This is a genomic window from Pseudomonas sp. 2822-17, assembly GCF_002742485.1.
Lineage (GTDB): Bacteria > Pseudomonadota > Gammaproteobacteria > Pseudomonadales > Pseudomonadaceae > Aquipseudomonas > Aquipseudomonas cyclaminis.
In genome coordinates this window covers 177399-198376 of sequence record NZ_LJRZ01000247.1, presented here as the reverse complement: position 1 = coordinate 198376, position 20978 = coordinate 177399, and the positions used below count along the sequence as shown (strand labels likewise).

The window sequence follows — 20978 nt, the reverse complement described above, 5'->3', positions numbered from 1 at the left end:
GTTGCTCCAGACGGCTGGACTATTTGAGTATGGCCAGCGCGTGTTCCGCCAGCTCGCGGGTCAGGTCATAGGTGGTTGCGTCTTTGCCAAGGCGCAATGCCTGGCCCGACCAGAGATTACTGAACCCGGCTTCGTCCCTGGCCTTGAGCGGCATCAATGCACCGCCAGCACGCGGAAACGCGGGAGCTGTCGGGTTGATTGCACCCAGTTCACGCATCACACGGTTGACGATGCCCCGCGCCGGGCGGCCGGTGAACAGGTTGGTCAGCGCGGTTTCGCTGGCCTGGGCATGGCGCAGTGCATGGTGATGGGACGCGCTGACCGTAGCTTCAGGGGTGAATAGATACGCGGTGCCAATCTGTACCGCGCTAGCGCCCAGGGCAAATGCCGCGACAATACCCCGTGCATCGCCAATGCCTCCGGCGGCAATCACTGGCACGTTCACGGCGTCGACAATCTGGGGTAGCAGGGCGAACAGGCCGATCTGCGTGTTGAGGTCGTCGCTGAGGAACAAGCCCCGATGACCGCCAGCTTCACTGCCCATGGCGATGATCGCGTCGCAGCCGTGCTGTTCCAGCCAGACGGCTTCTTCCACGGTGGTGGCCGACGACAGCACCTTGGCGCCAGTGGCTTTTACCCGATCCAGTAAGGTTTTTTCCGGCAGGCCGAAGTGAAAGCTGACGACTTCGGGCCGGAATTCTTCCACCACCTGGCAGGCGGCGTCATTGAACGGTGCGCGGTCACTGACCGGGGTGGGTGCATCAAAGTCTGCGCCCAGCTCGTGGTAGTAAGGCTCCAGCAAAGCCTTCCAGCGGCGATCCCGTGCTACGTCCACTTCAGGCGGTTGGTGGCAGAAGAAGTTGACGTTGATGGGGCGCGTGCTGGCCTGGCGAATGGTCGCAAGGGCCTCGCGCAGTTGTTCGATGTTCAGTGTCGCAGCAGGCATCGAACCGAGTGCTCCAGCTTCGCAGGCCGCGATGACCATAGCGGCGGAAGTGGCGCCGGCCATAGGCGCTTGGATGATGGGCAGGTCGATGCCCAATAGGTCGAGAATGCGCGTGTCTGGCCAGGTGCTCATGGGATGCGTCTCCAGCGGTCGTCGGACTTTTCGCTGTTTTAGCAGGGCGTCCGCCATCGGGCCAGTCTGTTTTATTCACTGGACGACGCTGGGGTTTCGTGCGCGTTTAGTGGTCGCGTTCGCGGTCAAGCAATTGCCGCTTGCGCTCAACGCCCCAGCGATAGCCCGACAAATCACCATTGCTGCGCACCACACGGTGACAGGGAATCGCCACCGCCAGGCTGTTGGCGCCGCAGGCCTGGGCGACGGCCCGGAACGACTTGGGCGCGCCAATGCGCTCGGCAATCTGCCCATAGCTGGCGGTGTCGCCCACCGGAATGTCGCGCAAAGCCTGCCAGACCCGTTGCTGGAACGCGGTGCCGCGCAAGTCCAGCGGCAAATCCAGCCCCAGAGCGGGTGCCTCGATGAATCCCACGACATGGGCGACCAATTGCTCGAAGTCGTGATCGGCGCCCACCAGGTCAGCCTTGGGAAACTGATCCTGCAGGTCACGCACCAGTTGCTCCGGCTCATCCCCCAGCAGGATCGCGCACACGCCGCGCGTGCTCTGGGCCACCAGGATCGCCCCCAAAGAGCATTCGCCGACGGCAAACAGGATTGCGCTGTTGGTGCCACCGGCCTTGTAGTCAGTGGGTTTCATCCCCAGCAACTGGTTGGCCGACTCATAGAAACGGCTGTTGGAGTTGAAGCCGGCGTCGTACAGGGCATCCGTCACCGTCTGCGTACCCTTGAGCCCGGCGCGCATTTTTTGCGAGCGATGGGCGCTTGCGTAGCCTTTGGGCGTCAGGCCGGTGACGGCTTTGAAGATCCGGTGGAAATGGAAAGGGCTCAGCCCGGCGAGTGTGGCGAGGGTGTTGAGGCTGGGCGGGGTAGCCGCCTGCTCGATATGCCGGCAGGCGTCAGCCACCCGTTGGGCGTCCTGCGCGGCGCGTTGTGTCTGGTCGCCGGCGGCACGTTTGCTGGGACGATAACCGGCGGCTTCGGCCTGCGCCGGCGTGTCGAAGAACTCGATATTTTCCGGGCGCGGCAAGCGCGAAGCGCTGCTGGGACGGCAATACACGCCGGTGGTTTTCACACCGTAAACGAACAGTGTGTCAGCTTTGGAATCGCGGGCGAGAATCGCCGCCCAGCGCGGATCTTGTTCAGTAGTCATGTTCGGCACTCTTGACGGATCCTGGTCAGATTAGCCGCGCCTCACCGGCCAGGCACTCCGAAGCTTGCGCTCGAATTAGCCGGCGGTACGAAATGTCAGGTTGATGCGTTGTGGCCCCATGACCGGGTGCACACCCTCCTTGATCGGCAACACACCATGGAAACGCAGGCGATCAACGCCGCCCCAGACAGCCACGTCGCCATGGAACAGCGAGACCTTTTGGGTTTTGTCACTGCGCTGGTGACCGCCGAACAGGAAAACCGCCGGCAACCCGAGCGAAACCGAGACCACGGGCGCGCTGTACTGGCGTTCATTCTTGTCTTGATGCAGGGACATTTTGGCGCCCGGTACATAGCGGTTGATCAGGCAGGCATCGGGGGCGAAGTCGATAAAGCCGGCATCGGCAGCGGCCAGCACGGCAAGTTGGCGCAACGCATCGGGCAATGCTGGCCAGGGTTCCTGACTGCGCGGGTCCAGTGGGCTGTAGCGGTACCCACGGGTGTCGGTGGTCCAGCCCAGTGCGCCGCAACTGCTCAACGCCGCCGACATCGTGAAGCCGCCTGGGGTGACCATTTGCCGAAACGGGGATTGAGCCAACACGCGCCGCAGTTCTGGCAGAAGCCGCTCAATCCAGGGCAGGGCGAAGCCCCTTAACACGTAGGACTGTTCACCAATTTGCTCACGCCGAGCAGGTTGTTGCAGGGCGTCATCGGCGAACAGGTCGACAGTGGGGCCGGGCATGAGCTTACAGCGCCTTGCTCACGTTGATGTCGGTGATCACATCATCGGCATCATGGATTTTGTCCAAGGCTTTGCGGGCCTCTTCCTCACTGTTGGTCGTCAACTGGGCGAACTCGAAGCGGCGTTCACCGTTTAGCTTGTATTTGATTACGTATTTGGTGGTGGTCACGGCGATTTCCTGTGGCGTGTTCGGATCAGCTCAGCTTGGTGCTGGTACGACGTACGATGCGAATCTTGTGGGACAACGCGGGTTTGCGCGTAACGCTGATGGCGCGGCGGGTCACTACATCCAGGGTGATGTTCCAGAACCCGGTGCTGGGGGCAGTGATTTTGGCCGGAAACTTGTCAAACGCGCCACCATGGTAAGTGTGGCGGCCGCCATTTTTAAAGCTGCGAAAATTCGCATCGCTCATCAGGCGGATATTGCAAGTCTGCGAGCATTCGATGACGACGATATCTCCCTCATTGAGGTGCTCGCGCTGGTGAATGAATTTCATGAGGTGTCTCCAGAAGGGCTTTTTCTGAAAAATCAGAACGATACGTAGGTTAAGATGGAGTTTATCAGCCCCAGCGCGTTTATTATCGGCCCGTCTTCAACGGCGTCGACAATTTAAAACAGTTATTTACCGAGTTATCAGGGATAAATCCTACGTGGGCGGGAGAAAATTACCATCCCGACTGTCGTAGGATCTTTAAGTGGAGATTTTGTATGAAGTGGAGTGTGTTGGTTCTGGCCTTGGCGATAGGTGGGTGTGCTTCGGTTGCAGATATCAAGCAGACCCCACCGACGCTGGCGGTCATTTCTGGTAAAAAGCCCCAGGAATACGCGGCGTGTGTGGTGCATAAACTGTCGGCTACCCGCCGCCCGCCGCAAATCGAACCGCATAAGGACGGTGGTGTACAAGTGATTGTGCCGCAGAAGTTCTCGGCCGATCCTTCGGCGATTTTCGAAATTGATGAGCGCTCCAGCGGAAGCAGCATCAAGCTCTACGAGAGCATGTCCAACGTGCCGATCCGTCCGGGGGATGTCAAAAAGGCCGGGGAAGATTGCATTTCCGGCTGATGCCCTTGTGGAAAACCAGATATGAAGCGTGAACACGTCAAAGCCCGGCATGCCGAGGGGCAAATCTCGGCGACCCATATCATCCAGAATCCTGCCGACCTGGGCGAGTGGATCGTCTTTTTCAAGAAAAGCGGCGGACGCAGCTTTTTCCTGGTCGACGATCAGGACGAGGTTGAATCCTTCGCACGGCTGGATGAACTGACCGAGATCCTTCGGGAGCTAGGCATCAAGTTTGCCGAGATCCACTTGTAGTCTGTAGTTACTTGCAGACCACCACCACACTACGGTTTTTGAAATTGCCGACGTCCTGGCCCAAGGTCTTGTCGCTTTCTTTCAGCGATGGAGTGCCCTCTGTGCCAACGATGCGATAGCCGGTGCCGGCGCAGGAGGCATCGGCTTTTTCGTAGCAACTGGCCCAGGAGTTGGCTTCGCCTGAGCAGTCGATGGTCAAGCCCTGCTCGCCGTTCTTGAGGTAGACATCAGAAGTAGTGGTGCAGCCGGCAAGTGCCAGTACCGCAGTCAGTGCCAGAAGTTTGTTCATAGTGTTCGTCATCGAGGGTGTGGGAGGGGCGCTGACACTGTCGTGGGGCGTTTTCGGCAGATTATAGCGAACTGCCATCTAGGTACAGACAAACACAAAAAAGCCCCGTCAATCGGGGCTTTTTGCGCAGTGCCTGCAGGCTTACTTGGTCTTCGGCCGTTTGCTCGACGCGTGGCCCGCTTCATCCACAAACACTTCGGCTACGGCAATCGCCATGCTTTCGGTCTCGAAAACACCCGCGACGCTGTCCCCGTGGAAGTTGATCAAGTGCCAGCCGTCTGCTCGCTTGGTGATCAGGTAGCCGTTCACGCCTTTGGGTTCTGACATCTATTAACAATCTCGTGGTCTGGTTCAAGGGCACCATGATAGCGCCAAATGTCGCGGCCCCGCGCAAGTAATTCCAAGTGAGTGTGCCTGGCCGAAAAGCGTGCTAAAAGGGTTTCAGCCCTTTTAAACATAGGGGCAAGGTTGTTTTTTGTCGTGTCGGTGCACAGGTTCTTCGTAAGATAAGTGGAACTTACGCCGACATTTTTTCTCTATGTTGACATCGCAACGCCAGCAGGACCCATTGTAAGGTGACTGCGGCGTGATTAGACTGCGCCGAATTCCGTACGCACAGCCCTTTGTAAGGACTTATATGATCAAGAAATGCTTGTTCCCAGCAGCCGGTTACGGCACTCGCTTCTTGCCAGCGACCAAGGCCATGCCTAAAGAGATGCTGCCGGTGGTAAACAAGCCACTGATTCAGTACGGCGTCGAAGAGGCATTGGATGCCGGTCTGAACGAAATCTCCATCGTCACCGGTCGTGGTAAGCGCGCACTGGAAGACCACTTCGACATCAGCTACGAGCTGGAAAACCAAATCAAGGGCACCGACAAGGAAAAATACCTGGTCGGTATCCGCAAGCTGCTGGACGAGTGCTCCTTCTCCTACACCCGTCAGACCCAGATGAAAGGCCTCGGCCACGCCATCCTGACCGGCCGCCCACTGATCGGTGACGAACCGTTCGCCGTGGTCCTCGCGGACGACCTGTGTGTGAACCTGGAAGGCGACGGCGTATTGACCCAGATGGTCAAGCTGTACCAGAAATACCGTTGCACCATCGTTGCGGTTCAAGAAGTAGACCCTCAAGAAACCAACAAGTACGGCGTGATCGCCGGCGACGACATTGGTGATGGCCTGATCCGCGTACGCGACATGGTTGAAAAACCAGCGCCTGAAGATGCACCGTCGAACCTGGCGATCATCGGTCGTTACATCCTGACTCCGGATATCTTCAAGCTGATCGAAGAAACCGAGCCAGGCAAGGGTGGCGAAATCCAGATCACCGACGCCCTGCTGAAGCAGGCCAAAGACGGCTGCGTGATCGCGTACAAGTTCAAGGGTCGTCGTTTTGACTGCGGTGGCGCCGAAGGCTACATCGAAGCAACCAACTTCTGCTACGAGCACTTCTACAAGACTGGCAAGGCTTACTGATTCACGCTTGCCGCTGCTGAAAAGCCACCTTCGGGTGGCTTTTTCGTTTTTCGGTCCCATGTAAGTCGGTATGCTGATGTCCTGCCGAGGAGAGTGAAATGGCCTACGATTTTGATCTGTATGTAATTGGCGCCGGTTCCGGCGGTGTTCGTGCGGCGCGCTTTGCTGCGGGCTTTGGCGCCAAGGTGGCGGTGGCGGAAAGCCGCTACCTGGGCGGCACCTGCGTTAACGTGGGGTGCGTGCCGAAAAAGCTGTTGGTGTACGGCGCGCACTTTGCCGAAGATTTCGAGCAGGCCAGTGGCTTTGGCTGGTCCCTTGGGGAGGCGAATTTTGATTGGGCGACGCTGATCGCCAACAAAGATCGCGAGATCAATCGCCTCAATGGCATCTACCGTAACTTGCTGGTCAACAGCGGCGTGACCCTGCATGAGGGGCATGCGCGCCTGGTTGATCCGCATCAGGTGGAAATCAATGGCGAGCGTTTCACTGCCAAGCATATTCTGATCGCTACGGGCGGCTGGCCGCAGATTCCGGAGATTCCAGGGCGCGAACACGCTATTGGCTCCAATGAGGCCTTCTTCCTTAAAGAACTGCCCAAGCGTGTACTGGTGGTCGGTGGCGGTTATATCGCCGTCGAGTTCGCCGGCATTTTCCATGGCTTGGGCGCCCAGACCTCGCTGCTGTATCGCGGCGATCTGTTCCTGCGCGGTTTTGACGGTGCGGTGCGCAAGCACTTGCAGGAAGAACTGACCAAGCGCGGCCTGGACCTGCAATTCAACGCCGATATCGAACGTATTGAAAAACAAGCCGACGGCAGCCTCAAGGCCACCCTGAAAGACGGTCGTGTGCTGGAAACCGATTGTGTGTTCTATGCCACGGGCCGCCGCCCGATGCTGGATAACCTGGGGTTGGAAAACACCGGCGTCACGCTCGATGAGCGCGGTTTTGTGCAGGTCAATGACCTTTACGAAACCAGCGAAGCGTCGATCCTGGCCATTGGTGATGTGATCGGTCGCGTGCAGTTGACGCCCGTGGCGCTGGCCGAAGGCATGGCTGTGGCGCGTCGCCTGTTCAAGCCTGAGCAGTATCGCCCGGTGGATTACGCAATGATCCCGACAGCGGTATTCAGCTTGCCGAATATCGGCACTGTCGGCTTGACGGAAGAAGAGGCGAAGAAGGGCGGCCATAACGTGCAGATCTTCGAAAGCCGTTTCCGGCCGATGAAGTTGACCCTGACAGATTGCCAGGAGAAAACCCTGATGAAGTTGGTGGTTGATGCCGACACCGACAAGGTGCTGGGTTGCCATATGGTCGGCCCGGACGCGGGTGAAATCGTCCAGGGCCTCGCGATCGCGCTCAAGGCGGGCGCCACCAAGCGTCACTTCGATGAAACCATCGGTGTACACCCTACGGCGGCGGAAGAGTTCGTCACCATGCGCACGCCTGTGGCGGACTGATCAGTCCTCTGGCGTTGCCTCTGGCGCCGCTGCAACGGCGGCGGCCAGGCGCAATGTCTCGATATTGGCCTGGGCCTTCATCAGGTCCAGTTCCAGGGTTTTGTTGGTGTTCTGGTGTTCGGTCAACGCTTTCTGGCGTGATTGGCTCTCCAGCACCGCCACCCGCAGACGCTCCTGAAGCAGGGTGCGCTCGTTGTCGATTTGAATCAGCTGTTCGCTCAGCTTCAGTTGCTGGGCCTGGTCCTTGCGGTTTTGTTCCTGCAGCGCCGTCAATTCCTTCGCCGTCACCCGATGCTCGATCAGTAAACGCTCGTTGTCGCGATGCAGTTGAGTGATCTCATCCTGGCGCACCATGGCGCTTTGCTGAGCTTGGCGCAGTTCTGCCTGGACCTGCTGCAGTTGGCCTTCATGGCGACGCTGTTCCTGCTCGCGCTGCTCCTTGATCGCATTACGGTAATGCTCCAGCGCGTCGCGGGCGTGCAGGTGCTTTTCTTCCAGGGAGCGAATCTGTTCGTCCTTGTCGTTGATCCTCAGTTCGTAATCACTGCACGCCTGGCTTAGTCCGGCATTACGGGTCTGCTCGGTCTGCAAACTGGTGCTGGCCGTTTGCAGCGCGGCGCTTTCTTCTGCCAGCGCGGCCGCCTGGATAGCGAATTGCTGCGTGAGTTGGCCGTGGGCCTCTTCAAGGGCTTCGACCTGGGCGAGCAGGGCGGACTTCTGTTGTTCAAACCGCGCCTGGGCCAGATCAATCGGCTCTTGGGCCTTCTCTTTCAAGCGCTGCGCCAGTCGCGAAACCAGTTCACCCAGCTCGTCGTCAATGGGCGCTTCGGTGATGGTGACGCGGGTTTCGCTGTCGTCCAGCTCCTTCAGATAGCGGTGGATCGTGGTTTTCGAGCCGGTATTGCCCATTTCGATGCGCACGGCGTCGATGCTGGGGTTTTCGCCGCGGGCAAGGATCGCCAGGCGTGCCGTTTGAACTACTGCTTTGTTAATGCCGCCGCGAGCCATGGGGTCTCCGTCGATTTAGTACTGTGGTACGTGGTATGTATTTACGTACTGTAACACGAATATAATCTTGTTAAAAATCATGATTTAACAGATGGGATATTGGCGTATTATCCCGTGTCATGCGCATTTGACGCGCTGAAACACCCCTCAGCAGTACGAATAGGCACCCTATGAGCGATCTGGATCGTTATCTCAACGCCGCCACCCGCGATAACACGCGCCGCAGCTACCGCGCCGCGATCGAGCACTTCGAAGTCAGCTGGGGCGGGTTTCTGCCGGCCACCAGCGACAGCGTGGCGCGCTACCTGGTGGCCCATGCGGGCGTGCTTGCGATCAACACCCTGAAACTGCGGCTCTCAGCGCTGGCGCAATGGCACACCAGCCAGGGCTTTCCCGACCCGACCAAGGCGCCGGTGGTGCGCAAAGTGCTCAAGGGGATTCGCGCCGTGCATCCGGCACAGGAGAAGCAGGCCGAGCCGTTGCAGCTCAAGCATCTGGAGCAGGTGGTCGCTTCGCTTGAAGCTGAAGCTCAGGAGGCGACCCTCGCGTGCGATCAACCGCACCTGCTGCGAGCCAAGCGCGACATCGCGTTAATCCTGCTCGGCTTCTGGCGTGGCTTTCGCAGCGATGAGTTGTGTCGACTGAGTATCGAACACGTTCAGGCAACGCCCGGAGCCGGCATCAGTCTGTATCTGGCGCGCAGCAAAAATGACCGCGACAACCTTGGCAAGACTTATCACACGCCGGCGCTGTTGCGCCTGTGTCCGGTGCAGGCCTACAGCGAGTGGCTCAGCGCATCGGCCCTGGTGCGCGGCCCGGTGTTCCGCAGCATTGACCGTTGGGGCAACCTGGGCGAGGAGGGCTTGCACCCCAACAGCGTGATCCCGTTATTGCGCCAGGCGCTGGAGCGGGCGGGCATCCCCGCCGAGCAGTACACCAGCCACTCCTTGCGTCGAGGCTTTGCTACCTGGGCCCATCGCAGTGGCTGGGATTTGAAGTCGTTGATGAGTTACGTCGGCTGGAGCGACATGAAATCCGCCATGCGCTATGTTGAAGCGACGCCCTTTCTTGGCATGACCTTGGCCACTCAACCGCTGCTTTAAGATTTCTTCTATTAATACAGTCACCTGATAGGGAAAACCAATCGTCAGCATCAGGTTTGCCAATGAGCCATCGCCAGAAAGAATGGGTAGGATTCATCTCATCAACTTCTTAACCCCTGACGGAGAGTCAACGATGCCTATCATCAACAGCCAAGTAAAACCGTTCAAAGCTACCGCATACAAAAACGGCAACTTCGTAGATGTGTCTGACGCTGACCTGAAAGGCAAGTGGTCCGTTGTGTTCTTCTACCCAGCCGACTTCACCTTCGTTTGCCCAACCGAACTGGAAGACCTGGCTGACAACTACGCCGAATTCCAGAAGCTGGGCGTCGAAATCTACAGCGTTTCCACCGACACCCACTTTGCCCACGCTGCCTGGCACAACACCTCGCCAGCCATCGGCAAGATCCAATACACCATGATCGGCGACCCAACCCTGACCATCTCCCGTAACTTCGACGTGCTGATCGAAGAAGCTGGCCTGGCGGATCGCGGTACTTTCGTGATCAACCCGGAAGGTCAGATCAAGATCGTTGAGCTGAACGACGGCGGTGTTGGCCGTGACGCTTCCGAGCTGCTGCGCAAAATCAAGGCAGCCCAGTACGTCGCTGCCCACCCAGGCGAAGTGTGCCCAGCCAAGTGGAAAGAAGGCGAGGCTACCCTGGCTCCGTCCCTGGACCTGGTCGGCAAGATCTAAGTCTGTGAAGCATCAAGGGCGGGACTCCGCACCTACCCAGTAAGCTGCAACCGCCCTCAAAAACGCCCGGGCGAGATTCGCTCGGGCGTTTTTTTATACCCAGAATTAAAGGAAATCGCCCGTATGTTGGACGCCAATCTTAAAGCTCAGTTGAAGTCATACCTGGAACGGGTCACCCAGCCGATCGAGATCGTCGCCTCCCTCGATGACGGCGCGAAATCCCAGGAAATGCTTGCCCTTTTGCAGGACGTTACCAGCCTCACCACGCTGATTACCCTGAAAAGCGATGGTGATGACGCGCGCAAGCCGTCGTTCTCCATCAACCGCCCGGGTGCCGATATCAGCCTGCGTTTCGCCGGTATCCCCATGGGCCATGAATTCACTTCGCTGGTGCTGGCCCTGCTGCAAGTCGGTGGCCACCCGTCGAAGGCCAGTGTCGAAGTGATTGAACAGATCCGCGCCCTTAAAGGCGAGTTCAGCTTCGAGACTTACTTCTCACTGTCATGCCAGAACTGCCCGGATGTGGTCCAGGCCCTGAACTTGATGGCTGTGCTCAACCCGAACATTCGTCACGTCGCCATCGACGGCGCGCTGTTCCAGGCTGAAGTCGATGAACGCCAGGTCATGGCGGTGCCGAGCGTCTACTTGAATGGCGTGAACTTCGGCCAGGGCCGCATGGGCCTGGAAGAAATCCTCGCCAAGCTCGACACCAGCGGCATTGAAAAGGCCGCCGAAAAAATCAGCGCCAAAGATGCCTTTGATGTACTCGTGGTCGGTGGTGGCCCTGCCGGATCCGCAGCCGCCATTTACGCAGCGCGTAAAGGCATTCGCACCGGTGTTGCCGCTGAGCGTTTTGGTGGTCAGGTGCTGGACACTATGTCCATCGAGAACTTCATCTCGGTACAGGAAACCGAAGGGCCGAAACTGGCCAGTGCGCTGGAAGCCCATGTGCGTCAGTACGACGTGGATATCATGAATTTGCAGCGCGCCAGCAGCCTGGTCCCGGCAAAGAACCCCGGTGATCTGCACGAAATTCGTTTTGAAAGCGGTGCGACGCTCAAGTCCAAGACCGTGATCCTGGCCACCGGCGCCCGCTGGCGTGAAATGGGTGTGCCGGGCGAGCAGGAATACAAGGCGAAGGGCGTGTGCTTCTGCCCGCACTGCGACGGTCCGCTGTTCAAGGGCAAGCGCGTGGCAGTGATCGGTGGCGGTAACTCCGGCGTGGAAGCGGCCATCGATCTGGCCGGTATCGTCAGTCACGTCACCTTGCTGGAATTCGACAGCAAACTGCGTGCTGATGCGGTGCTGCAACGCAAGCTGTACAGCCTGCCAAACGTTGACGTCATCACCAGTGCGTTGACCAGTGAAGTCAAAGGCGATGGCCAGAAAGTCACCGGCTTGGCATACAAGGATCGCGACAGCGGCGAGTTCAAGACCATCGACCTGGAAGGGATCTTTGTACAGATCGGTTTGCTGCCCAACACCGACTGGCTCAAAGGCACCGTCGAGTTGACCCCGCGTGGCGAAATCATCGTTGATGCCCGTGGTGAAACTTCACTGCCAGGCGTGTTTGCCGCCGGTGACGTGACCACCGTGCCGTACAAGCAGATCGTGATTGCGGTAGGCGAGGGCGCCAAGGCTTCCCTGAGTGCTTTTGATCACCTGATCCGCACCTCCGCACCCGCGTAAATAAGCAGGCGCACATGAAAAACCCCATGAGTGATCATGGGTTTTTTTTGTTATAGCGGCGTGGGCTGGATAATCTCGACCCAGTACGCATCCGGGTCTTTGATGAAAGCCAGGCTTTTCATGCGGCCATCGGTCAGGCGCTTCTGGAAGTCGCAACCCAGCGCTTCGAAACGTTCGCACGCGGCGACGATATCCGGCACCGCGATGCAGATATGACCAAAGCCACGCGGGTCAGTGTTGCCGTTGTGGTAGGCAAAATCGGCATCGTTTTCGGTGCCGTGGTTGTGGGTCAGTTCCAGGATGCCTGGGATCGACTTCATCCACTGGGTGCGCGCAGCGGCGTCGGCCGGGATCTGGGATTTGTCCACCAGGGCCAGGAAATACAGGCTGAATTCGGCTTCGGGGAAGTCACGTTTTTCAACCAGCGAGAAACCCAGCACGCGGGTGTAGAAGTCCAGGGACTTGGTGATGTCCTTGACCCGCAGCATGGTGTGGTTGAACACAAAATTTGTGGTGGCGGTGTCTGGCTGGGCGGTGACGCCCGGGAAAGTGCTCAGTTCGTGCAGGCTCATGGGCCCTCCAGAAAAAAATGGGGCAAACGCGGCTCCCGTTGAGAGGAGCGTTCCCTTGGCTTGCGGCTGGCATCCGTGCAGCCGAGCCATGATACGCAAGGCCCGCCTGCGGCGCCAAATGAAAAAGGTCACGGGGGCCTTGCGACCGGCGGGCAGCGAGGCTCACACTTTGGCCCTTGAACCTTGGGTGTTTTTCGCATGATCGAATGTCGTAGACCGCTGTTGAGCGCTGTGTGGTTGCTGTTGGCCAGTCCTTTCGTCTTGGCGGCAGATCCGGAAATTCACTGGCCCAGCGGCTGGCAAGTCGAGGAGGTGGTGCCTGACGGTGAAACGCCACCAACGCCGCAGCCGGTTTCGCGTCAGCGTGCAATCAAGAACGATGAAAACGGCAACACACTGATGGTCATGGAGTTGACGGCCACGCCGACCGAGGCTGGCCATAACGTTAATCTTCAGGGCGTGTTGCTGGAAATGCGCAAGTCCATTCAGAAGGATTTTGCCCAGAGCGGCTACCAAAGTGTCTGCAGCAAAATGCACCCGACAACATTGAGCCGTCTTGACGCGGTGGAAACTACCTGTGTGATTACCGAGAATGGACGGCACCTGCTTTCACAAACATTGGTGGGGGCTGTTGATACCGATAAAGCCTATGTTTTTTCATACGCCGGTCAAGCCGATGCTTACGAAGCGAGCAAGGATGAAGTCCGTTCCGTACGTGATAGCCTCAAACTTTAAGTGCGTTTAGCACGTCGAATTTGAACAAAATGAAATGTTATTTAAGTTCGGTTTCGAACCCTGGAATAAAAAAGCCCCGCTGATGCGGGGCTCTTTGTTAGTGCGCTGTAATCAGCCGCGAAGCCAGGAATCTACAGTGGCGGCGCCATACTGTTCTTTCCAGGCCTTGAGGCCGCGGTGGTTGCCGCCCTTGGTTTCGATCAGTTCGCCGGTGTGCGGGTTGTGGTAAACCTTGACCACACGTGCACGGCGTTGTTTTGGTGCATTGGCGGCAGCAGCACTGGCCTTCCCTGGGTTTGGATCAAGGATCAGGATGATGTCGCGCAGGCCCTTGCCGTAGGTTTTCATCAGCCCTTGAAGTTTTTCTTCGAATTCGATTTCTTTCTTCAGGCCAGCATCGTTCTTCAGGGATTCCAGCTGGGCAAGCTGCTCTTGAAGGGCTTTTTCTGCTGCGCGAAATTCGGCGAGTCTGGACAAAATCTGTACTCCAATAGTGTAGTTGGCTGATATCAACTGAAGACAAAGCTACTAGCCAATAGCGTTAAGGCGACTCAAAGAGGACGTCGTCCTGCGAGTTCTGCACAGGCAAGAAAAATTGTAGTAGTTAATCTGCCGCGAGTAAATCATGTCTTTTGTCTTATTAACATTATTTCAACGCCGCTAGTGCATGGCTATTCAATGGCTGGCCAGGTTTTTAATGAATTCATCGCTGGGTAATGGCTTGCCAAACAGATAGCCCTGTAGGAAATCTACGCCATGAGCGGCCAAGTACTCGCATTGTTCGGCCGTTTCCACGCCTTCTGCGACGATGCCCAGATCCAGTTTGCCGGACAATTCTATGATGCTGTCCAAGATATGCCTCGACAGTGCATCTGCGCCAATCATGGCGACAAAACTCTGGTCGATTTTCAAGTAGTCCACATTGAAGTTGCGCAAGTAACCCAGGCTGGAGTGGCCGGTGCCGAAGTCATCGATGGCAATCATCACGCCCAGTTGGTGCAAGGCGTCGAACAGGCGGCGGGTGATATCGGTGGGCTCAATCAATTCGCGCTCGGTCAGCTCCAGCACCAGGGTTACCTGGCCCGGTGCGAAGGCGGCGAGAAACTCACGGCAGTCGTCCACCAGTGTGAGGTCGAGGCAATGGCGCGCCGTGATGTTCACGCCGATATGGAAACCCGGGCTTAACCGCGCCGCATGGGGCGCCAACTGGGCCGCCGTCTGGCGCAGCAGGGCGCGGGTCATCGGCACGATCAGGCCGGAATGTTCGGCCAGTGGGATAAACAGATCGGGGCGCACCAAACCTTCCTTGGGGTGCTGCCAGCGCATGAGCACTTCACAGCCGGCCCATTCGCGGCTGTCGCCGCGTACCACTGGCTGAAAGTATGGGATGAACTCATTGGCACCCAAGGCTCTTCGCAGTTCATGGGTCGGCGCCGAAGCGCGTTTTTGCAGCCAATGGGCGAGCACGCCTGCCAACACGCCAAAGAACACCACTAAGCTGAAAATCGCACGATAACGCACCTGCATGTACCGCCAGACCTCGCCGTCCGGCATGCCGGCGTCGACACTGTAGCCATAGCGCTGGGAGGCCAGGTGATGATGGGCCACGGCAAATGGCGGGACTGCAGAGGAATGAACCTTGCCCTCGGCATCCAGCCAGTTGGGCCCCACTTGCAGGACCAGCTGCGCATAGCGGCTGATCAGGCGCAAAGCGTTAGTCAGGTGGTAGCCGTCAACCGACGCAAACGCACCTTGGTCACCGTCGACCAGTCGGTACACCAGTAAAGCCGTATCCGGCGTCACCGGGTTGCCATTCATCAGCCAGAGTCGACCCTCCACATAGTCGTCGGGGTTCACGGGGGATTCGTAGTCGCTGCCGAACAGTGAGCTGCAATAGATGTTCTTCTGCCAGGACAACGTCGTGGCCCGTACAAACGGCCGCCGTGTGACCTGCTCACGCAGGGCCAATTGCGCGCCGTTGTCACAGGGCTGGCCGGCCAACGGCAGCAAGGCCTGGGCGGCGAGGGCGGTGTTGTCGAGCATCAGGTCGAATTGGCGCACGGCTTCTTCAGCCGTTTGCGCCGTGCTCTGCTCAAGGGTGCGTTCGGCTTGCCAATACAGGATGACCACGCCGAGCAGGATCGGCGCGAGCCCACACAAGGCGCTGATCGAGTAGCGGACGAATGGCTTTCGCGGGCCTTTGACGGTGAGAGGCATGAGTTCTGCAGCCTGTTGCGGAGTAGGAAGTGCGCCGGCAGGCCGGTCAGTATTATTTCGATAATAGATGGCTCGGTGGACAATTGCTTGTCTTGCCAGCGCGTTGAGCAATCTCGATAAACGCCAGGGCGGCGGGTGACGACTGGCGACGGTCAAGCACCGCCAGGCCAATCTGGCGCGGTACTCGGGGAGATAACGGCCGTTTTACATAGCGCGGGTCGTCCCGTTGCGGCAACGATGCCTCGGCCACGATGCTCAGCCCGTCGCCGCGACTGACGGCTTCCAGGGTGCTCAGCAGTTGGGCGCAGCGATAGCGCACCCTGGGCCGTAATTGGGCCGCACCGAAGAGTCTGGAGACCAGCTCCGAGGAGCCTGCTTCGGTGAGAATGAACGGATCGTCGCACAGGTCCTGCAAGGTCAGGGCGTTGCGTGCGGCCAATGGATGCTCGGCGGGCAGCAACGCAACCATCTGGTCCTCGAACAACGCGAAGGTGTCAAAGCGTTCCTGCTCCAGCACCACAAAGCCCACATCGATCCGCCGCTCATCCAGCCACTGCAGCACCTGGCGGTCGGGGCCTTCGTCCACATGAACCTCAATCCCCGGATGGGCAGCACGAAACTGGCTGAGGATGCCGGGCAGCAGGCGAATCGACGCCGTGGGCCCGAACGAGCCGATGCGCAGGGTGCCGCGCTTCATGCCTCGGGCATCGGCAGCTTCCTGTTGCAATGTATTGGCCAGACCCAGCATGGCGCGGGCGCGGCCGAGCAATTGCAGGCCGATCTCGCTCGGTTCCACCAGGCTTTGATGGCGCCGTAACAGCTCGACGCCCAGCTCTTGCTCCAAGGCCTTGATGGCGTGGGACACCGCCGACTGGCTGATGCCCAGCCGGTGTGCGGCGCTGGTGAAGCCTTGCAGCTCGGCTACCAGCGAAAAGATTTCAAGTTGGGTCAGGGTCATGAGCGAACACTCATTTTACGATGATTGATCATTAGCAGAAGAATACCCCAGATCGCCTGCCACTTGAGCCCACCCAATGAGCCCTACTTCGGATCGCCTGACCTATTGCAAACTCGCCGCCGTCACCATGATCTGGGGTGGCACCTTTGTCGCCGGGCGTTACCTGGCCGATCAGGTCAATCCGCTGCTGGCCGCCAGCCTGCGGTTTATCCTGGCGAGCCTGGCATTGCTGCTGTTCATGGCCTTCGCGCGCGTCCGCCTGGCTCGCCCGAGCCCACGGCAATTTGCGCAATTGACGGTGCTGGGCTTCTTCGGAATTTTTTTCTACAACCTGTGTTTCTTTTATGGGCTGCAGTACATCAATGCGTCACGGGCGTCGTTGATCGTGGCCTTGAATCCGGCGGTGATTGGCCTCGCGTCGTGGTTGCTGTTCAAAGAGCACCTGAGTTGCACCAAGGTTGCTGGGATCGCGTTGTGCCTGGCAGGCGCGGCCGCTGTGATTGTCAGTCGCAACCCTGGGCTGATGCAGGCAGGCGTCGACAGTTGGCGGGGTGACTTGCTGATCCTTGGATGTGTAGCGGCGTGGGGCATATATTCATTGGCTTCCCGTGGCCTGAACGCAAGCCTGGGACCGCTGCAGACCGTTACCTGGTCGGTGTTGCTGGGGACGGTGATGTTGACCGCGACTACCGCGGTATCAGGAAGCTTCACGGTTGAAGCACTCACCAGCCTGGGGCTGTCACAGTTGTTGAGCCTGCTGTACCTGGGCGTGCTCGGCTCGGCGCTGGCCTATATCGGTTATTACGACGGCATCCGCCGGATCGGCCCGACGCGTTCCGGCGTATTTATCGCCCTCAACCCACTGACAGCCGTGCTGTGCGGCGCCCTATTGCTCGGTGAGCAGTTGACCTTGCCCATGCTGATCGGTGGCGCCGTGATTCTGTCCGGCATTTACCTGTGCAACAAACCCCTTGCACGGGTCGGGGCAATAGGGATTTGATGAAGACTACGGACAAACACTGTTACGCTGTGTAGAATCGATTTACGCATACAAGAATAAGGACTTGCGCTCACGCAAGCCTCAGCCGTCAGAGACTGATGTAACCATGAAGCGACTCGGCTCCCCCCTCATCTTTGGTGACTTCCTCGCCCGCAGCGTGCGAGGCCTTTCCTGTGCGCCACCTTGCTGCCTCATCCTTGCTGCTAATTGACCTTCGTTAATCACAAGAATGAGGCGCCGAACATGGCCGACCAATACGAAAACCCAATGGGCCTGATGGGCTTTGAATTTATCGAATTCGCATCGCCGACCCCAGGCACTCTGGAGCCGATCTTCGAGATCATGGGCTTCAGCAAAGTCGCGACCCACCGTTCCAAGAATGTGCACCTGTACCGCCAGGGCGAGATCAACCTGATCCTCAACAACGAACCCAACAGCATCGCCTCGTATTTCGCGGCGGAGCATGGCCCGTCGGTGTGCGGCATGGCGTTCCGGGTCAAGGATTCGCAACAAGCCTATACCCGCGCACTGGAGCTGGGCGCCCAGCCAATCCACATTGAAACCGGGCCGATGGAGCTGAACCTGCCGGCAATCAAAGGCATTGGCGGCGCGCCGTTGTACCTGATCGACCGCTTTGGTGAAGGCAGCTCGATCTACGACATCGATTTCGTCTACCTGGAAGGTGTGGAACGCAATCCACAAGGCGCAGGCCTCAAGGTCATCGACCACCTGACCCATAACGTCTATCGCGGGCGCATGGCCTACTGGGCCAACTTCTACGAGAAGTTGTTCAACTTCCGCGAGGCGCGCTACTTCGATATCAAGGGCGAATACACCGGGCTGACTTCCAAGGCCATGAGCGCACCGGACGGTATGATCCGCATCCCGCTCAACGAGGAATCGTCCAAGGGTGCCGGTCAGATTGAAGAGTTCCTGATGCAGTTCAACGGCGAAGGCATCCAGCACGTGGCATTCCTCACCGACGACCTGGTCAAGACCTGGGACGCGTTGAAGAAGATCGGCATGCGCTTCATGACCGCGCCGCCGGACACCTACTACGAAATGCTCGAAGGTCGCCTGCCGAACCACGGCGAGCCGGTGGACCAGTTGCAAGCACGCGGGATCCTGCTCGACGGCTCATCCATCGAAGGCGACAAGCGCCTGCTGCTGCAGATCTTCTCGGAAACCCTGATGGGCCCGGTGTTCTTCGAGTTCATCCAGCGCAAAGGTGATGATGGATTTGGCGAAGGTAATTTCAAGGCGCTGTTCGAGTCCATCGAGCGTGACCAGGTGCGTCGTGGTGTATTGACCACCGATTAAGCGTAAAAAAGCCCGGCCGAGGTTTCCCCGGCCGGGCTTTTTATCGCCTGTGAATCAGGCGCGGCGCTGACGCACCAGATGTTTGAAGCCTTCGAACACGAGCACCATCACTGCAATCCAGATCGGAATGTAGGTCAGCCATTCACCCGGCTTGATCCCTTCACCCAACAGCAGTGCCACCACCAGCAACAGCACCGGCTCGACATAACTGAGCAGCCCGAACAGGCTGAACGCCAGCAAGCGGCTGGCGATGATGTAGCTCACCAATGCCGACGCGCTGATCAGGCCCAATATTGGGATCAATGCGTACAGTTTCGGGTGCACATCCATCACCGCAAACCCCTGCTCGCCGCTTTGCACGAACCACCAGGCCACCGGCAGCATCAGCGCCATATCCAGCCAGAGCCCGCCCAGGTTATCGGTCTTGAGGTACTTGCGTACGATGAAGTACAGCGGGTAACCAATGATCACCACCAGCGTCGCCCAGGAAAAACCACCGGCCTGGTATAGCTCGTTGAGCACCCCGAGGCCGGCAAAAAACACCGCGATTTTTTGCAGGTAGGAGAGCTGCTCACCCCAGACCAGGCGCCCGGTCAGCACCATGGTCAGTGGCAGCAGGAAGTAACCCACCGACACATCCAGGCTGCGCCCGTTCAGCGGTGCCCACATGAACAACCACAGCTGAACGCCCAGCAGTGCCGAAGACAGCACGACGCCCGCGATCAATCGTGGCTTGGCCGCCAGTACCCGCAGCAATTCCAATACGCGCCGCCATTCGCCGCTGACGAGCATGAACACCGTCATGCACGGCACGGTCAGCAGCATGCGCCAGCCGAAAATCTCCAGGCCGCTCAACGGTGTGAGCAATGATGTGAAGTAATACATCACGGCAAACAACACCGAGGCCGAGACCGATAACACAACACCTTTAGACACGCTGTCCTCGCGAAAGCCGATTTGTACAAGAGAGGCGTGCATTATGGTGCTTACGGCGTGAAACGGCTGCTCTGTTTTGGGGCAAATGCTGGGAAATTTTCTCACACCACGGAATCGGCCTTGACTCCTGAGGCCATCCACCACCTACGATCGGGCAATGCGCCCCGAGACAAAGTGGCTCACATCGTTGAAGCCTGGCGTAGACGAGTGCCCCGGTGTCACCAACGAATCGATAAAAGCCTCATCCTCTGCGGTGATTTTCACGTCCAGTGCGCCGGTGTAGGCGTCCCACTGCGCCTCGGTACGTGGCCCGACAATCGCCGAACTCACCGCTGAGTTGTTCAGTACCCAGGCGATGGCAAACTCCACAATCCCCACGCCACGCCCTTGGGTGTATTGCTGAATCTGCTGGGCAATGCGCAGCGACTCCACGCGCCATTCGGTTTCCAGGATGCGCTTGTCCTGGCGTGCCGCCCGGCTGCCCGGTTCTGGCGTGACGTCCGGCGCGTATTTACCGCTGAGCACGCCGCGTGCCAGCGGGCTGTACGGCACTACGCCCAGGCCATAGGCAGCAGCGGCGGTGATCTGCTCGACCTCGGCCTGCCGGTTGACGATGTTGTACAGCGGCTGGCTGATCACCGGTTTGTCGACGCCCAGACGTTCGGCCACGCGGATCACCTCGGCAATGCGCCAGCCGCGATAGTTGGATAAGCCCCAGTAGCGGACCTTGCCCTGGCGGATCAAGTCGCCGATCGCAGAGATCGTCACGTCCAACGGGGTGTCGTGGTCTTCGCGGTGCAAGTAGTAGATGTCGAGGTAATCGGTGTCGAGTCGGGTCAGGCTGGCGTCGAGCGCATTGAAGATGCGTTTGCGGCTCAAGCCACTGCGGTTAGGCAAGCCGTCCGGCGGGCCGAAACCGACTTTGGTCGCCACCACCCAATCCTGGCGATGCCGGGCAATGGCTTCGCCGACCAGTTCTTCGGAGCGTCCGCCGGTGTACACGTCCGCCGTGTCGATAAAGTTGATGCCCTGGTCCCAGGCCTTGTCGATGATGCGCAGCGAGTCCTCGGTAGGGGTCTGCTCGCCAAACATCATGGTGCCCAGGGTCAACGCGCTGACCTTCAAACCGGACTGGCCCAATGTGCGGTAAATCATGCATAGCTCCTTGCGGCTGTGAGACGGTGCCCATGCAATACCAGACTCAGAGGCTCTGGAACAAGCCCTGGGCATGTT

Annotated in this window: 24 protein-coding genes; 10 read left to right on the top strand and 14 right to left on the bottom strand. The window is 58.7% G+C overall.

Translation table 11 applies throughout. The features are described 5' to 3' along the window. Positions 1-19: 19 nt before the first annotated feature. The 5 genes from AOA60_RS02630 to AOA60_RS02610 all read right to left on the bottom strand — a co-directional run bounded on the left by AOA60_RS02630 (position 20) and on the right by AOA60_RS02610 (position 3469). Positions 20-1078, bottom strand: a complete 1059-nt coding sequence (locus AOA60_RS02630; protein ID WP_099583042.1) for a nitronate monooxygenase family protein — start codon at positions 1076-1078, stop codon at positions 20-22. A 106-nt stretch (positions 1079-1184) separates the two neighbouring features. Continuing rightward, a complete protein-coding gene (gene ada / locus AOA60_RS02625; RefSeq protein ID WP_099583041.1) occupies positions 1185-2231 on the bottom strand; it encodes a bifunctional DNA-binding transcriptional regulator/O6-methylguanine-DNA methyltransferase Ada in 1047 nt (348 codons plus the stop codon). A gap of 75 nt (positions 2232-2306) precedes the next feature. Further along, positions 2307-2972, bottom strand: a complete 666-nt coding sequence (gene alkB / locus AOA60_RS02620) for a DNA oxidative demethylase AlkB (RefSeq protein ID WP_099583040.1) — start codon at positions 2970-2972, stop codon at positions 2307-2309. A 4-nt stretch (positions 2973-2976) separates the two neighbouring features. After that, positions 2977-3141 (bottom strand): hypothetical protein, encoded by a 165-nt coding sequence (locus AOA60_RS33000; protein WP_099583039.1) that lies wholly within the window; start codon positions 3139-3141, stop codon positions 2977-2979. Positions 3142-3166: 25 nt separating this feature from the next. Next, positions 3167-3469 (bottom strand): DUF1883 domain-containing protein, encoded by a 303-nt coding sequence (locus AOA60_RS02610; protein WP_003173824.1) that lies wholly within the window; start codon positions 3467-3469, stop codon positions 3167-3169. Positions 3470-3681: 212 nt separating this feature from the next. On the opposite strand from AOA60_RS02610, the gene AOA60_RS02605 reads away from it, so the two are divergent. Continuing rightward, a complete protein-coding gene (locus AOA60_RS02605; protein ID WP_099583038.1) occupies positions 3682-4035 on the top strand; it encodes a hypothetical protein in 354 nt (117 codons plus the stop codon). Between the two features lie 21 nt (positions 4036-4056). Beyond that, entirely contained in the window at positions 4057-4287 is a 231-nt protein-coding gene (locus tag AOA60_RS02600; protein ID WP_099583037.1) for a hypothetical protein, read from the top strand. 7 nt (positions 4288-4294) lie between these two features. Here the strand turns inward: AOA60_RS02600 and AOA60_RS02595 are convergent, their stop codons facing one another. Both AOA60_RS02595 and AOA60_RS02590 read right to left on the bottom strand, forming a co-directional pair. Next, positions 4295-4576, bottom strand: coding sequence for a hypothetical protein (locus tag AOA60_RS02595; RefSeq protein WP_032885705.1), 282 nt, complete (start codon positions 4574-4576; stop codon positions 4295-4297). 141 nt (positions 4577-4717) lie between these two features. After that, positions 4718-4903, bottom strand: coding sequence for a hypothetical protein (locus AOA60_RS02590; protein WP_003191311.1), 186 nt, complete (start codon positions 4901-4903; stop codon positions 4718-4720). Between the two features lie 310 nt (positions 4904-5213). On the opposite strand from AOA60_RS02590, the gene galU reads away from it, so the two are divergent. Together galU and gorA are read left to right on the top strand one after the other, a co-directional pair. Beyond that, entirely contained in the window at positions 5214-6053 is an 840-nt protein-coding gene (gene galU, locus AOA60_RS02585; RefSeq protein WP_003212579.1) for a UTP--glucose-1-phosphate uridylyltransferase GalU, read from the top strand. Between the two features lie 98 nt (positions 6054-6151). Continuing rightward, positions 6152-7510 carry a glutathione-disulfide reductase gene (gorA, locus tag AOA60_RS02580; protein WP_099583036.1) on the top strand — a complete coding sequence of 453 codons (1359 nt, stop codon included), beginning with the start codon at positions 6152-6154 and terminating at the stop codon, positions 7508-7510. Here gorA and AOA60_RS02575 read toward each other — a convergent pair whose 3' ends face one another. Then, positions 7511-8518, bottom strand: a complete 1008-nt coding sequence (locus AOA60_RS02575) for a DNA-binding protein (RefSeq protein ID WP_099583035.1) — start codon at positions 8516-8518, stop codon at positions 7511-7513. Between the two features lie 170 nt (positions 8519-8688). Here AOA60_RS02575 and AOA60_RS02570 point away from each other — a divergent pair, with 170 nt between their 5' ends. The 3 genes from AOA60_RS02570 (at position 8689) to ahpF (ending at position 12007) form a co-directional block, all read left to right on the top strand. Beyond that, a complete protein-coding gene (locus AOA60_RS02570) occupies positions 8689-9621 on the top strand; it encodes a site-specific integrase (RefSeq protein WP_099583034.1) in 933 nt (310 codons plus the stop codon). Between the two features lie 133 nt (positions 9622-9754). After that, on the top strand, positions 9755-10318 hold the full coding sequence (ahpC, locus tag AOA60_RS02565; protein WP_010210361.1) for an alkyl hydroperoxide reductase subunit C: 564 nt from the start codon (positions 9755-9757) through the stop codon (positions 10316-10318). A gap of 123 nt (positions 10319-10441) precedes the next feature. After that, the gene (gene ahpF, locus AOA60_RS02560; protein ID WP_099583033.1) at positions 10442-12007 is read left to right on the top strand and encodes an alkyl hydroperoxide reductase subunit F; all 1566 of its coding nucleotides are present in this window, start codon (positions 10442-10444) and stop codon (positions 12005-12007) included. Positions 12008-12057: 50 nt separating this feature from the next. On the opposite strand, the gene gloA is transcribed toward ahpF, so the two are convergent. Then, positions 12058-12579 carry a lactoylglutathione lyase gene (gene gloA / locus AOA60_RS02555; protein ID WP_099583032.1) on the bottom strand — a complete coding sequence of 174 codons (522 nt, stop codon included), beginning with the start codon at positions 12577-12579 and terminating at the stop codon, positions 12058-12060. A gap of 198 nt (positions 12580-12777) precedes the next feature. On the opposite strand from gloA, the gene AOA60_RS02550 reads away from it, so the two are divergent. Next, a complete protein-coding gene (locus tag AOA60_RS02550) occupies positions 12778-13314 on the top strand; it encodes a DUF4946 domain-containing protein (protein WP_099583031.1) in 537 nt (178 codons plus the stop codon). A gap of 111 nt (positions 13315-13425) precedes the next feature. Here the strand turns inward: AOA60_RS02550 and AOA60_RS02545 are convergent, their stop codons facing one another. The 3 genes from AOA60_RS02545 to AOA60_RS02535 all read right to left on the bottom strand — a co-directional run bounded on the left by AOA60_RS02545 (position 13426) and on the right by AOA60_RS02535 (position 16489). Then, entirely contained in the window at positions 13426-13791 is a 366-nt protein-coding gene (locus AOA60_RS02545) for a histone-like nucleoid-structuring protein, MvaT/MvaU family (RefSeq protein WP_032885697.1), read from the bottom strand. A gap of 198 nt (positions 13792-13989) precedes the next feature. After that, the gene (locus AOA60_RS02540; protein ID WP_099583030.1) at positions 13990-15531 is read right to left on the bottom strand and encodes an EAL domain-containing protein; all 1542 of its coding nucleotides are present in this window, start codon (positions 15529-15531) and stop codon (positions 13990-13992) included. A gap of 52 nt (positions 15532-15583) precedes the next feature. Further along, positions 15584-16489: a LysR family transcriptional regulator gene (locus AOA60_RS02535; RefSeq protein ID WP_099583029.1), complete on the bottom strand. Its 906-nt coding sequence runs from the start codon at positions 16487-16489 to the stop codon at positions 15584-15586. A gap of 76 nt (positions 16490-16565) precedes the next feature. Between AOA60_RS02535 and AOA60_RS02530 the strand changes: the two genes are divergently transcribed. Then, positions 16566-17489 carry a DMT family transporter gene (locus AOA60_RS02530; protein WP_099583028.1) on the top strand — a complete coding sequence of 308 codons (924 nt, stop codon included), beginning with the start codon at positions 16566-16568 and terminating at the stop codon, positions 17487-17489. 243 nt (positions 17490-17732) lie between these two features. Then, complete coding sequence (gene hppD, locus AOA60_RS02525) at positions 17733-18809, top strand: 4-hydroxyphenylpyruvate dioxygenase (protein ID WP_099583027.1); 1077 nt, start codon at positions 17733-17735, stop codon at positions 18807-18809. 54 nt (positions 18810-18863) lie between these two features. Here hppD and rarD read toward each other — a convergent pair whose 3' ends face one another. Then, complete coding sequence (gene rarD, locus AOA60_RS02520) at positions 18864-19745, bottom strand: EamA family transporter RarD (protein WP_099583167.1); 882 nt, start codon at positions 19743-19745, stop codon at positions 18864-18866. A 144-nt stretch (positions 19746-19889) separates the two neighbouring features. Then, positions 19890-20900: an aldo/keto reductase gene (locus tag AOA60_RS02515; protein ID WP_099583026.1), complete on the bottom strand. Its 1011-nt coding sequence runs from the start codon at positions 20898-20900 to the stop codon at positions 19890-19892. Positions 20901-20978 lie beyond the last annotated feature (78 nt).